The following is a 14,120-nucleotide window of genomic DNA, read 5'->3' on the forward strand; positions in this document are numbered from 1 at the left end:
ACAACGGTCGCCGAGCCAACCCTGTCCAGGTATATGGCGCACAATGACTTCTAAAAACAATCCGGCCACTGCGGTATCCGATCTGACCCTGAGCCCTGCGGCGAACAGCCCGGCTCCGATGAAGCCATTGCCTCCTTCGCGCCCGCTGGGCACTCAGCAATATCTGTACTACACCGAAACCAACACCGACCGCATCCTCGACAATCTCGACGGGCTGCGCGATCTGGTGTTCCCGCGCCCGCCGCACCTGGAAGGCGACAACGAACAGCACAACGACCAGGAATTTCCCTCGGTGTGCCTGATCGGCCTCGGTCGCTGCGGCTCGAACATCGCCCTCGATGTTGCGGAGCTGGTGTACAACGCGCGCAAGTTCTACCTCAACGAATTCAACAACGAAGACCGTGCGGCGGATCGGCGTCTGGCCGACAAGGGCTACAGCCCGGCGCAGTGGATCAAGCAGAATCTGCGGATCGGCCCGAACAAATCGAGCAAACCGGTGTTCCTGGTCGAACCGCTGGTGATGCTCGGCGACCTCGACAAGGACATCGCCGGGCGCATTCGTTTCTCGCGCAAGGGCGAGAAAAGCGGCTTCCTGCGCGACTACAGCAAAATGAAGATCATGGACTTGTCCGAAGTCCACGCCGGTGGCGCCGGTAACGCGCCGATCCTCGGTCAGTATCTGGCGAAGATCATCCTCAACAAGGACACCCAGCGCTTCTCCAGCCCCGACTGGAAAATGATCCACTCGTACCTGATCGACAGCTGCGGCATCAAGGCCAACCAGTCGCGCCTGTACTTTTCGATCTTCAGTGCCGGCGGCGGTACCGGTTCGGGCATGGCTTCGGAGTTCGGCCTGGCCCAGCAGCACTCGTACATGAACAAGACGTTCGACACCAAGCCGATGGACGAGCATGACGGCAAGAGCGGGCATTCGTTCGTGTTCGAGCCGATCTTCACCAGCGGCATCTGCGTGCTGCCGAACATTTCCGACCACCGCAGTGAAATGTCCGAGGCGCTGCACATCAACGCCGGACGCCTGCTGTGCAAATACCTGTCGGAGGAATGGGATTTCTCCTACAACTTCGCCAACGAAGACAGCAGCGAAGCCAGCGTCATGGGCCGTATCCGTCCATGGAACGCGATGATGCTGATCTCCAACGACATCATGCGTTACGCCGAAGAAAGCGATGACGGCAACATCCAGAACATTGATGTCAATGCGATGGAGAAGCACGCCAACCAGTACATCTCGCAGCAGATCTTCAACATTCTGACGGCGCAGGCGGTGACCACCGACTACGACCAGAACTACTTCCGTCGCGCCGGCATCGACATCGGCGAAACCATTCGCCTCGATGCCAACGACTTGTTCATGAGCCTGGCCGGCCCGGTGGCGATTGCCTACGCCGAATCAGTGGTACCGGAAACCCCGCCGCCGAGCAGCGACAAGTTCAAGGTGTTCGACAAAGAGCCGCAGCGTCTGAACATCGACGACCTGTTCTTCCGCTCGATCGACCTGCCGCACTTCAACAAGGTCACCCAGGCCATCGAGGGCATCAGCCTGCTGCCGATCGAATCCAAGCGCTATCGCGCCTCGCTCGAGCAGTACAAGAATTCCGGCTACGACGCCGCGGCGCTGCACGACCTGCACTTCTTCAAGAACTGCTCGTCGGTGGTCTCGATCGTCTCCCTGCCGAAGGACTACAAGCTGTCGTACATGGATCTGAACCGGTTGAAGACTCACCTCAACAGCCTGTTCCCCAACACCACGCTCAAGCGCTATGCGCTGGTGATCGGCGCCTCGGCCAACCTGTCGCTGACCACCCTGATCGCCAAGAGCCCGTGTCTGTCGGACGACTTCCTGACCCTGATCGTGGCGTTCATCAAGCGCTGCTTCGCCAAGACCCCGTACCGTTTCGACGAAACCCTGGACAACTCGATCCTCGACTTCATCATTAATGAGGACTTCGACGAAGACCGCATCGACGACTTGCTCAACGAGTTCGAAAATCCGGCGAAGATCCTCGACACCAACTGGTACGCGATCAAACCGATGTACGAGAAGAAGTACCGCGAGCTGATCAACGACAAAGACAAGTTCGTCTCGATCAACGACATTCGCCTGTCGCGCGATTGCGTGAAGAAGTCGATCAAGTACCTGCGCGAGATCTACCGTCACCGGATCGGCAAGACCAAGGTTATTTCCCTGAATAACCATACCGGGAAGACTTACTCGGTCTGATCCGCAACCGAGTAGCGCCTATCGCTGGCAAGCCAGCTCCCACAGGATCTGCGTGAACACAACTATTTGTGAACACCACAAAACCTGTGGGAGCTGGCTTGCCAGCGATGAGGCCCGCAAATGTCCTGAAGATTTCAGTCAAACCAACATCCAGAAACAATTAAGCAGCCCTCAGGCTGCTCAATAAACTGTTCCCGTTACGTTTACGTCACCGTGAGGCCACCCACGCTTGTGGCCTTTCTCTACGGCAACGTGCCATCACGCTACTCGGCTACACACTTTTCGCGGTCAACCATTCGCACCATCAAGGTGCAACGTTGGAATTGCCCGCCCTTTCCTGGATCAGAATCCACGGACTCACCACCACCGCCCACAGCTGCGGATCACGCTCGAAAATATCCAGCGCCCGCGTTTCAGACAGCTTGGCGACCTTGTCTTCGGCCAGCCAGGCGGCGACTTTCTCGCCATCATCCGCGGCCACGGCCTCGGCGGCGGCGATCAAATCCAGGGCCGGGTCGACCCACAATAGGGCACCCTTGGCGAAGAACGGCTCCAGCTCTTTCCAGGTAATAGATGCGGTTTCACCAAGCAGCTTGGCATAGAGGGTGCTAGGTTCTTGATTCATGGGACTGTCCGGAAAAGAAATCGACGCGAATGATAACGTCGGTGGTCCGGCAGAAAAACCCGGTTGCAAATGGCTTCACCGAACGAAAAGAGCAGGAACGCCAAGGAATGCTGGTGATTGGGATATATGCCCACGAATGCCCCGCCGCAATTCTGTCTTTTTCATTCAAAAATGCGACACCCCCAAGTTTTGCCCCTCGGCGCCCGCTTCCCAGGCCAACAACCGGCGCTCTACACTGTACCGGTACAGTTGCCGGGGGCATTTCCGGAGGGTATCGCAAAGATATCTGACCCGGTTCTGCTGCTACGGCGCCAGAACTCAAAAAAATTACAACAGTAAGAGTGGAGCACTATGACTAAGGCTACTAAGCAGATTTCCAAACTGTTTGCCGCTATGGTTCTGGCCGGGGTTGCCAGCCATTCGTTCGCCGCTGACACCATCAAGATCGGTATCGCCGGCCCTAAAACCGGTCCTGTAGCCCAATACGGCGACATGCAGTTCAGTGGCGCGAAAATGGCCATCGAACAGATCAACGCCAAGGGCGGCGTCGACGGCAAGAAACTCGAAGCCGTTGAATACGATGACGCGTGCGATCCGAAACAAGCGGTAGCGGTTGCGAACAAGGTCGTCAACGACGGCGTCAAGTTCGTGGTCGGTCACCTGTGCTCCAGCTCCACCCAGCCTGCTTCGGACATCTACGAAGACGAAGGCGTCGTGATGATCACCCCGGCTGCCACCAGCCCGGACATCACCGCCCGTGGTTACAAAATGGTCTTCCGCACCATCGGTCTGGACAGCGCCCAGGGCCCTGCCGCCGGTAACTACATCGCCGACCACGTGAAGCCGAAAATCGTTGCCGTACTGCACGACAAGCAGCAATACGGTGAAGGCATCGCTACCGCAGTCAAGGCGACTCTGGAGAAGAAAGGCGTGAAAGTCGCCGTGTTCGAAGGCGTCAACGCCGGCGACAAGGACTTCTCCTCGATCATCTCCAAGCTCAAGCAAGCCAACGTCGACTTCGTCTACTACGGCGGCTACCACCCGGAGCTGGGTCTGATCCTGCGTCAATCCCAGGAAAAAGGCCTGAAAGCCAAGTTCATGGGTCCGGAAGGCGTGGGTAACGACTCCATTTCGCAGATCGCCAAGGACGCTTCCGAAGGCCTGCTGGTGACCCTGCCGAAATCCTTCGACCAGGATCCGGCCAACGTCGCCCTGGCTGATGCCTTCAAGGCGAAGAAAGAAGACCCGAGCGGCCCGTTCGTGTTCCCTTCCTACTCGGCGGTTGAAGTGATTGCCGGCGGTATCGCCGCTGCCAAATCCGAAGACCCGGCCAAAGTGGCCGAAGCCATTCACGCCGGCACCTTCAAGACCCCTACCGGCGACCTGAGCTTCGACGCCAAGGGCGACCTGAAGGACTTCAAATTCGTGGTTTACGAGTGGCACTTCGGCAAACCTAAAACTGAAGTTTCGCCTCAGTAAGGCGCGCCCTGACTGACTGCCAATAAAGCCCACGGCGTGCCGTGGGCTTTGTTTTACGAATGTATGGGCCGCGCTGGCGTGATCCGCCAGTCTCCCCACCTGAAAATCTCAAAACCGTCATCAGCGGTTCGCTGGCAAAACCCGGATTCGAAGTGGATAAAGATCCACGGGGCCGGGCGGGAAAATGACTCCACCAGTGAAATGCGTATCAGGTTTTTAGGAGCGTTGTAATGCCTGACATCTATCACTTCTTCCAACAGCTGGTTAATGGCCTGACCATTGGCAGCACGTATGCCCTGATTGCCATCGGCTATACGATGGTTTACGGCATCATTGGAATGATCAACTTCGCCCACGGCGAGGTGTACATGATCGGTTCCTACGTGGCGTTCATCGCCATCGCCGGGCTGGCCATGATGGGAATCGACAACGTCCCGCTGTTGATGACCGCCGCGTTCATCGCGAGCATCGTCGTCACCAGTTCCTACGGTTACAGCATCGAACGGATCGCCTACCGCCCCCTGCGCGGCAGCAACCGTCTGATCCCGCTGATTTCCGCGATCGGTATGTCGATCTTCCTGCAGAACACGGTTCTGCTCGCGCAAGACTCCAAGGACAAATCCATCCCCAACCTGATCCCCGGCAACTTCTCCATCGGGCCAGGTGGCGCACATGAAGTGCTGATTTCCTACATGCAAATCGTGGTGTTCGTGGTGACCCTGGTCGCCATGCTCGGCCTCACGCTGTTCATCTCCCGCTCCCGCCTGGGTCGTGCCTGCCGCGCCTGTGCCGAAGACATCAAGATGGCCAACCTGCTGGGCATCAACACCAACAACATCATCGCCCTGACCTTCGTCATCGGTGCTGCGCTGGCAGCCGTCGCCGCTGTGCTGTTGAGCATGCAGTACGGCGTGATCAACCCGAACGCCGGTTTCCTCGTCGGCCTCAAGGCCTTCACCGCTGCGGTACTGGGCGGGATCGGCAGCATCCCCGGCGCGATGCTCGGCGGGCTGGTGCTCGGGGTGGCGGAAGCCTTTGGCGCCGATATCTTCGGCGACCAGTACAAGGACGTCGTGGCTTTCGGCTTGTTGGTTCTGGTGCTGTTGTTCCGTCCGACCGGCATTCTGGGCCGTCCGGAGGTTGAGAAAGTATGACTAGGAATCTTAAACAGGCGCTGTTCAGCGCCTTGCTGGTGTGGGCCGTGGCCTACCCGGTACTCGGTCTGAAACTGACCATCGTCGGCATCAACCTTGAAGTGCACGGCACCAGCCCGGCCATTCTGGCGACCATCGCCGTGTGCTCGGTGCTGATGTTCCTGCGGGTGCTGTTCAACCAGCAGATCAGCAAGGCGTGGAAATCCTCGCCGGGGCTGCCGCTGATCCCGGCCAAGGCCAGCAACTTCCTGACCCTGCCGACCACGCAACGCTACATCATCATTGCGCTGATCCTCGGTGCACTGGTGTGGCCGTTCTTCGGCTCCCGTGGTGCAGTGGACATTGCCACGCTGATCCTGATCTACGTGATGCTCGGCCTTGGCCTGAACATCGTCGTCGGTCTGGCCGGTCTGCTCGACCTGGGTTACGTCGGCTTCTACGCCGTCGGCGCCTACAGCTACGCGCTGCTGTCGCACTACTACGGCCTGAGCTTCTGGATCTGCCTGCCGATTGCCGGCCTGATGGCGGCGACGTTCGGCTTCCTGCTGGGCTTCCCGGTGTTGCGTCTGCGCGGTGACTATCTGGCGATCGTGACCCTCGGTTTCGGCGAAATCATTCGTCTGTTCCTGCGTAACCTGACCGACATCACCGGTGGCCCGAACGGCATCAGCAACATCGAGAAACCGACGTTCTTCGGTCTGACCTTCGAACGCAAAGCGGCGGAAGGCATGCAAACCTTCCACGAATATTTCGGCCTCGAATACAACTCGATCAACAAGGTGATCTTCCTCTACCTGGTTGCCCTGTTGCTGGCGCTGGCGGCACTGTTCATCATCAACCGCCTGCTGCGCATGCCGATCGGCCGTGCGTGGGAAGCGCTGCGTGAAGACGAAATCGCCTGCCGTGCACTGGGCCTGAATCCGACGATCATCAAGCTGTCGGCGTTCACCCTGGGTGCGAGCTTCGCCGGTTTCGCCGGGAGCTTCTTCGCCGCCCGTCAGGGTCTGGTGACGCCGGAATCGTTCACCTTCATCGAGTCGGCGATCATCCTCGCCATCGTCGTGCTGGGTGGCATGGGCTCGCAGCTGGGCGTGATTCTCGCGGCCGTGGTGATGATCCTGTTGCCGGAAATGATGCGTGAGTTCAGCGAATACCGGATGTTGATGTTCGGTGCGCTGATGGTGTTGATGATGATCTGGCGTCCACAAGGTCTGCTGCCGATGCAACGCCCACACATGGAGTTGCGAAAATGAGCCGCGAGATTCTTAAGGTCGAAAACCTGAGCATGCGCTTCGGCGGCTTGCTCGCGGTCAATGGCGTGGCCCTGACCGTCAAGGAAAAACAAGTGGTGGCGCTGATCGGGCCGAACGGCGCGGGCAAGACCACCGTGTTCAACTGCCTGACCGGTTTCTACCAGCCATCGGGCGGCAGCATCCTGCTCGACGGCGAACCGATCCAGGGCCTGCCGGGGCACAAGATCGCCCTCAAGGGCGTGGTGCGCACCTTCCAGAACGTGCGGTTGTTCAAGGACATGACGGCGGTCGAGAACCTGTTGATCGCCCAGCACCGTCACCTGAACACCAACTTCCTGTCCGGCCTGTTCAAGACCCCGGCGTTCCGCAAGAGCGAACGCGAGGCCATGGAATATGCCGAATACTGGCTGGAAAAGGTCAACCTGAAAGAGTTCGCCAACCGTACTGCCGGCACCCTGGCCTACGGTCAGCAACGCCGTCTGGAAATCGCCCGCTGCATGATGACCCGCCCGCGGATCCTCATGCTCGACGAACCGGCCGCCGGTCTGAACCCGAAGGAAACCGAAGACCTCAAGGCGCTGATCAGCGTGCTGCGTGAAGAGCACAACGTCACTGTGCTGCTGATCGAACACGACATGAAACTGGTCATGAGCATTTCCGACCACATCGTCGTGATCAACCAGGGCACGCCGCTGGCCGATGGCACGCCGGAACAGATCCGCGACAATCCTGAAGTGATCAAAGCCTACCTGGGGGAAGCGTAAATGCTGCAGTTCGAAAACGTTTCCACCTTCTACGGCAAGATCCAGGCCCTGCACAGCGTCAACGTCGAAGTCCGTCAGGGCGAGATCGTGACCCTGATCGGTGCCAACGGTGCCGGCAAGTCCACGTTGCTGATGACGCTCTGCGGTTCACCGCAGGCGCACAGCGGCAGCATCCGCTACATGGGTGAGGAACTGGTCGGCCAGGACTCGTCGCAGATCATGCGCAAGAGCATCGCGGTGGTGCCGGAAGGTCGTCGGGTATTTGCCCGTCTGACCGTCGAAGAGAACCTGTCCATGGGCGGTTTCTTCACCGACAAGGGCGACTATCAGGAGCAGATGGACAAGGTCCTCGGCCTGTTCCCGCGCCTGAAAGAACGCTTCAACCAGCGCGGCGGCACCATGTCCGGCGGCGAACAGCAGATGCTCGCCATCGGCCGCGCGCTGATGAGCAAGCCGAAACTGCTGCTGCTCGACGAGCCGTCGCTGGGCCTGGCACCAATCATCATCCAGCAGATCTTCGACATCATCGAACAGCTGCGCAGGGACGGTGTAACGGTGTTCCTGGTCGAGCAGAACGCCAACCAGGCGCTGAAAATCGCTGACCGTGCGTACGTTCTGGAGAACGGCCGCGTGGTCATGCAAGGCACCGGTGAAGCACTGCTGACCGACCCGAAAGTGCGCGAGGCGTACCTCGGCGGTTGATGCTTTTCGCCCAATAAAAAACGGCCTTCGGGCCGTTTTTTTTACACCTCACACATCCCCTGTAGGAGCTGCCGCAGGCTGCGATCTTTTGATCTAGCTTTTAAAAGGCAAAGTCAAAAGATCGTCCGATCGCGGCCCGAGCCTGCGGCAGCTCCTACAGGGAAGTGCCGTCAGTACGGGTTGCAGTGTTGAGCTACGGCGGTGGCCTGATCGACATACGGACGCGCCGGTTCAAGGTTCCACTCAGGCTTGTTGCGTACTGGCTTGCCCTCGTAGGTTGCCGCCAGATGGCAAACCATCTGCCGCCGCAACGAACCGCCATTGACGCTGTACTCGCGCCATTGCGGATCGTCCTTGTGCTTGTTGTACAGCTCGGCAAACATGCGGTCGGTCTGGTCGTCCTTGATCGCCCGACCACACGCGGTCGGTACCACCGAAAGCGACCAGGTCTTCGGCCCCAGTTTTGGATCGGGGCGTTGTACCCAGGTGCTGGACTCGATGTACTTGTCGCAGAATTTTGGCGCGGTCGGCGTCGAAGTCTGAATGCAGGAGAATGTGGCCTTGGCCACCGGGGTTTTCGGGAAGTCGATCTTGATGATGTTGCGATCCTTGCCGGTCTTGGCCTTGTAGTCCTTCTGGTTGGCCAACGCGTCGTTCAAGCCGCGCTGATCGCTGTAGAAGAACGCCAGAATCGGCAGCTCATCGGTTTTCGGGTTGCCCAGGCGTAGCTCGGTCTGGGTCTGAAACTCACGGCTGTTGATGACTTTGCGCGCACCCATGAAATTGCGGAAGGCGTCGACCCGCTCCTTGCTGCTCATCGGATTGCGCATGTTGAAACCGCACTGCAACTGGTCCTGCTGACGATTGTTGTTGTACTGGGTGAAGTGCGCGACCCAGGCGTTCGGCGTGGTGATCGGTGGTTTCATGGCCTGACAGACCGCTTCGGTCGGGGCGGTATTCTTGTTGTCACCGCAGCCGCGATCATTGCGAAAGTCGGTCCAGGCATCGTTGGGAAACGCGCAATAGACATGCACCGGCGTCTCGGGGTCTTTCACCAGATCCCGGGGCGTAATCAGGTAGCCATTCTGCGTGCTCATGCCGGGGTCTTCATAACTGATGCCGTCGGCGCGCATGAACGAAGCAGCAAACGTGCCCAGCTCCACGGCTTTCGGGCTGGGGTTCCACACGTCCCACTTTTGCCCCTTGGCCGGATCGGCCCGATGCGTGCCGCGCACCAGCAGCCCCGAGCAGTCAGACGCGGGGTCCTGACCGCAACTGTCGACGGTGTTGTTGTAGAGCTTTTCAACCTTCCTCAGCGTCTCGTCGCATGACTCGGCGTTGGCCCATGTCGCATGCACCAACAGCGGCAACACGAGCAACGGGGCGATCCTGTTCAGACGTTTGTTCATGGCTTGCATCTCCTTGATTAGCCAACACACACACTTAACGCGGAACCGGGTTGCAACCGGCGGCCCGGGTCTCGGCATCCGATAGCGCCGGCCGGAACGGCTCGAGATTCCACGGCGTCTTGTTGCGATAGTTGGCCAGCACGCAGCCCAATTGCTGACGCATGCTGCCGGCCGCCGTTTCGTTGTCGCGCCAATTGCTGTCCGCGCCCTTGAGCGCGAACAACTGCTCGTACAAGGCGCCGAGCTGGTCATTGGGCAAGGCGCGCCCCGCCGCAGTGGGCACGATGCTCAGGCTCCATTCATCCTTGCGGGTGCCGGGGTCGTAACGCTTGATCCAGTCGGCCGAAGCGATGTATTGCGGCGCCGGGGCTGCCACCGGATTGCAGCCGGCCTTAGCCGCTTCCTGCGGGCTGACCACGGGGCGGAACGGTTCCAGATTCCACTCGGTCTTGGCTGGGTAGTTCTGTACCAGACAGCTCAATTGCTGACGCATGCTGCCCGCTGATTTCTCGTGATCACGCCACTGGCTGTCGGCCCCACGCAGGGCTGACAACTCCTGATAAACGGCGTCCTGATTGCTGGCCTGTATCGCCTTGCCCTCGGCCGTCGGTGTGACCTTGAGCGACCATTCTTTTTTCTTGCTGCCCGGGTCGTAACGCTCGATCCACACGGCATCAGCAATGTATCTGGGCGCCGGGGCGCCACCCACCACCATTTCGGCGATCGCCTGATCGGCGGCGACATAGCTGAAACGCTGTTCGGCAGGCTTGGTGAAATCCAGCCGCAGGATCGGCACGCTGTAGCCCTGAGCCTGGAGTTTCTTCTGGAAATTGCGCGCGCTGTTCAGGCCGTTCTCCGGCTTCGGCGGCGCCTGATCACCGCGGGTGGCGAAGTTCTGCGTGCTGTTGACGTTGTAGATGAAGGCGTCGATGTACTTCATGTTTTCGCTGCCGTCGTTGGTGGCGGTGGCGTTCTTCAACATGAACTCGTTGACCTGGGCACTGAAGGCAAAGGGATCCTTGTTGGTGGTATTCGGACGCGACTCGTGCACGCGGATCATCGCGTGCCAGTCGCTGGTTTTTTCCGCGTTCCACGAACACTGGCCGTACTGGATCGGCCCTTTCATCAGCCCGGTGTATTTCTGCGTCCATTGCTCGGCGGTGGTGACACCCGCCTCGGCACAGGTGCCGTAGGCCAGCGCGGCATTGCGGTTGTTCATCGTGCCCTGGGCCGCGCGCGGCGGTTCGCGGCTGTCGAAGAACCCGCAGCCGTACCACTTGCGCTCCGGTCCGGTGCCGCCATCGAAGGCGTAGATGCAGGTGAAGCCCTGTTCCTTGACCGGCAGCTTCAACGCCGCCGCATCGGTAGGCGTGCGCAGGATGAAACCCGCCGGGTGAATCAGAATCCGCGTACTCAAGTCCTTGCGAATCCACGAATAAGACGTCGCGCCAATCTTGATCGCGTAAGGGCTGTAATCCCACGGATTGAACGGCCCGTCATTGACCATGCGCAAGGTCACGCCGCTGCAGTAATACAGCCCGCGCGCAGCACCGGTATCGGGTTCCTGGCAAGCGTCCTTGAGGGTGTTGTAGTTGTGGTTGATGCGCTTGAGCGTGTCCAGCGGATCAACTTGCGTCTGCGCGCAAACCGTACTGAACAACAAGGGCAGCGTGCAGGCGAGCGTAAAAGAGGAAGTCGTGCGCAATAGCGCAGCGCGGGCTGAGCGTTCCTTCGTCATGAGATACCGTCCTGGTAAATCGGCCTGTGACAGGGGCCGTTGCAATGACTATAGACGCGCAACCGCAGAAATCCCTGTAGGAGCTGCCGCAGGCTGCGATCTTTTGATCTGGCCTTTGAATTTAGAATCAAAGTCAAAAGATTGTCCGATCGCGGCCCGAGCCTGCGGCAGCTCCTACAGGGTTGTGCATTTTTTTCTGAAAAATTTCGGCTGCGCTGTAACGCATCGCCATGGGCCTTCTCTAGTGGGGTAAGCAAGCGCACTTCGCTTGTAAAACCCAAGCTCAAATCTGGAGAAACATCATGACTGCTACCACTCGCACCCTGTCCGCCGTTGCACTGGTTCTGGCTCTTGGTTCCGCCCTGAGCATGACCGCCGTTTCCAGCGCCAATGCCGCCGATAACAGCAACATGGAAAAATGCTTCGGCGTGGCCATGAAGGGTCACAACGATTGCGCCGCGGGCGCGGGCACTACCTGTGCCGGCACAGCGAAGATGGACTACCAGGCCAACTCTTGGAAGTTCGTGCCAAAAGGCACCTGCACCACCACCGAGAGCAAGACCTCGCCGACCGGTTTCGGTCAGATGGAAGCCTTCAAAGCCAAGTCCTGATCCATTGCCTGCCCGAGTGACGCTCATGTTCTCAACCAGCGAACCTGTCCCACCGCGCACTCGGGCAGCCCTTTGCGGGCTCCCGCCCCGCGCCGGGCTGGGGCTCAAGACCGGGCACTTGCGTGAAGTGCTCGGCACCCGACCGGACCTCGGTTTCTTCGAAGTCCACGCCGAAAACTACATGGTCGACGGCGGTCCGTTTCATCATTTCCTCGGGTTGATCCGCGAGCAGTATCCGCTGTCGCTGCACGGTGTCGGGCTGTCCATCGGGGCCGAAGGGCCACTGGATGTTCAGCACCTGCAACGTTTGAAAACGCTGATCGAGCGCTATCAACCGCAAGCCTTTTCCGAACACCTGGCCTGGTCGAGCCACGGCCCGGTGTTCCTCAATGACCTGCTGCCACTGGCGTATGACACGCCGACGCTTGACCGCGTCTGCGCACATATCGACCAGGTGCAAAACACCCTCAAGCGTCCGATGCTGCTGGAAAATCCGGCGACCTATCTCGGCTTCGAACGCTCAACCATCGATGAACCGGCGTTCATCGCCGAGGTGGTTCGCCGCAGCGGCTGCAGTCTGCTGCTCGACGTCAACAACGTCTACGTCTCGTGCATCAATCATCAGCGCGATCCACTGGCCTACCTCGACGCGCTGCCCTTGCACGCGGTGGGTGAGATCCATCTGGCCGGGTTCGCCGAAGATGCCGACAGCCTCGGTGATCGCTTGCTGATCGATGATCACGGCGCGCCGATTGATGACGCGGTCTGGGCGCTATACCGACAGGCGCTCGAACGCGTTGGCCCGGTGGCAACCTTGATCGAGCGGGACAATCTGGTCCCGGCGTTCAATGTGCTGCTGGCCGAGGCGCAGCAGGCCGAAGCGTTGTTGCTGCGTGCAGGGGGTCAGCCATGAGCATTCAAGCCGATTTCGCTGCCGCCCTGCTCGACACTCGCCTGCCCTGCCCCGCCGGCCTGTGCAGCGCCAACGGTGCCGATCCTGCCAGCCGATTCTCGGTGTATCGCAATAACGTGCAAGGTTCGTTGATCAACGCGCTGGCCGACAGTTATCCGGTGGTGCAGCAGTTGGTCGGCGAGGAGTTCTTCCGCGCCATGGCCGGGATTTTCATCCAGCAGCAGCCACCGCGCAGTCCGCTGATGAGCCGATATGGCGGCGAACTGGCGGACTTCATTGACGCATTCGAACCGGCGGCCGAGGTACCGTATCTGGCCGATGTCGCACGGCTCGAACGCTTGCGCACCCGCGCTTATCACGCCGCCGATGCCGAGACGGTCAGTGCGCAACAGATCAGCGCTGCACTGGCCGATCCACAAACACTCGCCGAACTGAACATCACCCTGCATCCCTCGCTGCACCTGCTCGATTCAGCCTGTGCGGTGGTTTCGATCTGGGCAGCGCATCAAGGAGACGCGACGCTGGCCGGCATCGACATCCATCAAGGGCAACACGCACTGGTGCTGCGCAACGGTCTGGAGGTCGAGGTCTTTGCCCTCGATCACGGCGCCAGCGTGTTCATCCGCCATCTGCTCCATCACCGAGCGCTGCTGGACGCGGCGCAAGACAGTCCGCCCTTCGATCTGCCGCAGACCCTCGCCCTGCTGATCGGCCACAACGCCATCACCGACCTGAACAAGGTATTGCCATGAACAACCTCATCACTCGTGCCATCGGGCTAATGGAAAAAATCCCTCTCAGCCTGATTGCCTTCATCGCGCGATTTTCGATTGCCGCGGTGTTCTGGAAGTCCGGGCAGACCAAGGTCGAGGGGTTGGCCATCGACTTGATCGACGGCACCTTTCAGCTCGGCTGGCCGCGCTTGGCGGACTCGACGATCCCGTTGTTCCATAGCGAATACCACGTGCCGCTGCTGTCACCGGAAATCGCCGCGCACATGGCGGCGTTTGCCGAGCACTTCTTTCCCGTGCTGATCCTGATCGGTTTCGCCACACGCTTTTCGGCGCTGGCGCTGCTGGGCATGACGCTGGTCATCGAGGTATTTGTATACCCCGATGCCTATCCGACCCACGGCACCTGGGCGGCGGTATTGCTGTACCTGATGGCGACCGGGCCGGGCAGATTGTCGATTGATCACCTGATTGCCAGGTACTGCAACCGCTGATGTCC

General features: G+C 59.7%; 13 protein-coding genes. 10 read left to right on the forward strand and 3 right to left on the reverse strand.

The features are described from left to right. The first annotated feature begins 43 nt into the window (after positions 1–43). Positions 44–2,242 (forward strand): hypothetical protein, encoded by a 2,199-nt coding sequence (locus ACU680_RS07735; protein WP_367083513.1) that lies wholly within the window; start codon positions 44–46, stop codon positions 2,240–2,242. Between the two features lie 304 nt (positions 2,243–2,546). On the opposite strand, the gene ACU680_RS07740 is transcribed toward ACU680_RS07735, so the two are convergent. Then, complete coding sequence (locus ACU680_RS07740) at positions 2,547–2,867, reverse strand: DUF2288 domain-containing protein (protein ID WP_400759511.1); 321 nt, start codon at positions 2,865–2,867, stop codon at positions 2,547–2,549. Positions 2,868–3,218: 351 nt separating this feature from the next. On the opposite strand from ACU680_RS07740, the gene ACU680_RS07745 reads away from it, so the two are divergent. The 5 genes from ACU680_RS07745 (at position 3,219) to ACU680_RS07765 (ending at position 8,219) form a co-directional block, all read left to right on the forward strand. After that, positions 3,219–4,346 carry a branched-chain amino acid ABC transporter substrate-binding protein gene (locus ACU680_RS07745; RefSeq protein WP_367083509.1) on the forward strand — a complete coding sequence of 376 codons (1,128 nt, stop codon included), beginning with the start codon at positions 3,219–3,221 and terminating at the stop codon, positions 4,344–4,346. Between the two features lie 230 nt (positions 4,347–4,576). Further along, entirely contained in the window at positions 4,577–5,500 is a 924-nt protein-coding gene (gene livH, locus ACU680_RS07750) for a high-affinity branched-chain amino acid ABC transporter permease LivH (protein ID WP_027614381.1), read from the forward strand. Beyond that, complete coding sequence (locus ACU680_RS07755; RefSeq protein ID WP_007969481.1) at positions 5,497–6,753, forward strand: high-affinity branched-chain amino acid ABC transporter permease LivM; 1,257 nt, start codon at positions 5,497–5,499, stop codon at positions 6,751–6,753. The genes livH and ACU680_RS07755 overlap by 4 nt, the downstream gene beginning before the upstream one ends. After that, the gene (gene livG / locus ACU680_RS07760; protein ID WP_007969480.1) at positions 6,750–7,517 is read left to right on the forward strand and encodes a high-affinity branched-chain amino acid ABC transporter ATP-binding protein LivG; all 768 of its coding nucleotides are present in this window, start codon (positions 6,750–6,752) and stop codon (positions 7,515–7,517) included. The genes ACU680_RS07755 and livG overlap by 4 nt, the downstream gene beginning before the upstream one ends. Beyond that, on the forward strand, positions 7,518–8,219 hold the full coding sequence (locus ACU680_RS07765) for an ABC transporter ATP-binding protein (RefSeq protein ID WP_367083507.1): 702 nt from the start codon (positions 7,518–7,520) through the stop codon (positions 8,217–8,219). A 170-nt stretch (positions 8,220–8,389) separates the two neighbouring features. Here the strand turns inward: ACU680_RS07765 and ACU680_RS07770 are convergent, their stop codons facing one another. After that, positions 8,390–9,628 carry a DUF2599 domain-containing protein gene (locus ACU680_RS07770; RefSeq protein ID WP_448179144.1) on the reverse strand — a complete coding sequence of 413 codons (1,239 nt, stop codon included), beginning with the start codon at positions 9,626–9,628 and terminating at the stop codon, positions 8,390–8,392. Between the two features lie 34 nt (positions 9,629–9,662). After that, positions 9,663–11,366, reverse strand: a complete 1,704-nt coding sequence (locus tag ACU680_RS07775) for a DUF2599 domain-containing protein (RefSeq protein ID WP_448179145.1) — start codon at positions 11,364–11,366, stop codon at positions 9,663–9,665. Between the two features lie 302 nt (positions 11,367–11,668). Between ACU680_RS07775 and ACU680_RS07780 the strand changes: the two genes are divergently transcribed. The 4 genes from ACU680_RS07780 to ACU680_RS07795 are packed head-to-tail and all read left to right on the forward strand — an operon-like array spanning position 11,669 to position 14,115. Then, entirely contained in the window at positions 11,669–11,977 is a 309-nt protein-coding gene (locus tag ACU680_RS07780; protein WP_448179146.1) for a BufA1 family periplasmic bufferin-type metallophore, read from the forward strand. Between the two features lie 25 nt (positions 11,978–12,002). Next, positions 12,003–12,890 carry an MNIO family bufferin maturase gene (gene bufB, locus ACU680_RS07785; protein ID WP_448179147.1) on the forward strand — a complete coding sequence of 296 codons (888 nt, stop codon included), beginning with the start codon at positions 12,003–12,005 and terminating at the stop codon, positions 12,888–12,890. Next, complete coding sequence (locus ACU680_RS07790) at positions 12,887–13,642, forward strand: HvfC/BufC N-terminal domain-containing protein (protein ID WP_448179148.1); 756 nt, start codon at positions 12,887–12,889, stop codon at positions 13,640–13,642. Before bufB ends, ACU680_RS07790 begins: the two co-directional genes overlap by 4 nt. Next, positions 13,639–14,115 (forward strand): DoxX family protein, encoded by a 477-nt coding sequence (locus ACU680_RS07795; RefSeq protein ID WP_448179149.1) that lies wholly within the window; start codon positions 13,639–13,641, stop codon positions 14,113–14,115. Before ACU680_RS07790 ends, ACU680_RS07795 begins: the two co-directional genes overlap by 4 nt. The last annotated feature ends 5 nt before the right edge of the window (positions 14,116–14,120 follow it).

The organism is Pseudomonas sp. LF020, from assembly GCF_053456425.1.

Coding starts and splice junctions, on each gene's coding strand:
- ACU680_RS07735 (WP_367083513.1), top strand. CDS start 44: ATGACTTCTAAAAACAATCCGGCCACTGCGGTATCCGATCTGACCCTG.
- ACU680_RS07740 (WP_400759511.1), bottom strand. CDS start 2,867: ATGAATCAAGAACCTAGCACCCTCTATGCCAAGCTGCTTGGTGAAACC.
- ACU680_RS07745 (WP_367083509.1), top strand. CDS start 3,219: ATGACTAAGGCTACTAAGCAGATTTCCAAACTGTTTGCCGCTATGGTT.
- livH (WP_027614381.1), top strand. CDS start 4,577: ATGCCTGACATCTATCACTTCTTCCAACAGCTGGTTAATGGCCTGACC.
- ACU680_RS07755 (WP_007969481.1), top strand. CDS start 5,497: ATGACTAGGAATCTTAAACAGGCGCTGTTCAGCGCCTTGCTGGTGTGG.
- livG (WP_007969480.1), top strand. CDS start 6,750: ATGAGCCGCGAGATTCTTAAGGTCGAAAACCTGAGCATGCGCTTCGGC.
- ACU680_RS07765 (WP_367083507.1), top strand. CDS start 7,518: ATGCTGCAGTTCGAAAACGTTTCCACCTTCTACGGCAAGATCCAGGCC.
- ACU680_RS07770 (WP_448179144.1), bottom strand. CDS start 9,628: ATGAACAAACGTCTGAACAGGATCGCCCCGTTGCTCGTGTTGCCGCTG.
- ACU680_RS07775 (WP_448179145.1), bottom strand. CDS start 11,366: ATGACGAAGGAACGCTCAGCCCGCGCTGCGCTATTGCGCACGACTTCC.
- ACU680_RS07780 (WP_448179146.1), top strand. CDS start 11,669: ATGACTGCTACCACTCGCACCCTGTCCGCCGTTGCACTGGTTCTGGCT.
- bufB (WP_448179147.1), top strand. CDS start 12,003: ATGTTCTCAACCAGCGAACCTGTCCCACCGCGCACTCGGGCAGCCCTT.
- ACU680_RS07790 (WP_448179148.1), top strand. CDS start 12,887: ATGAGCATTCAAGCCGATTTCGCTGCCGCCCTGCTCGACACTCGCCTG.
- ACU680_RS07795 (WP_448179149.1), top strand. CDS start 13,639: ATGAACAACCTCATCACTCGTGCCATCGGGCTAATGGAAAAAATCCCT.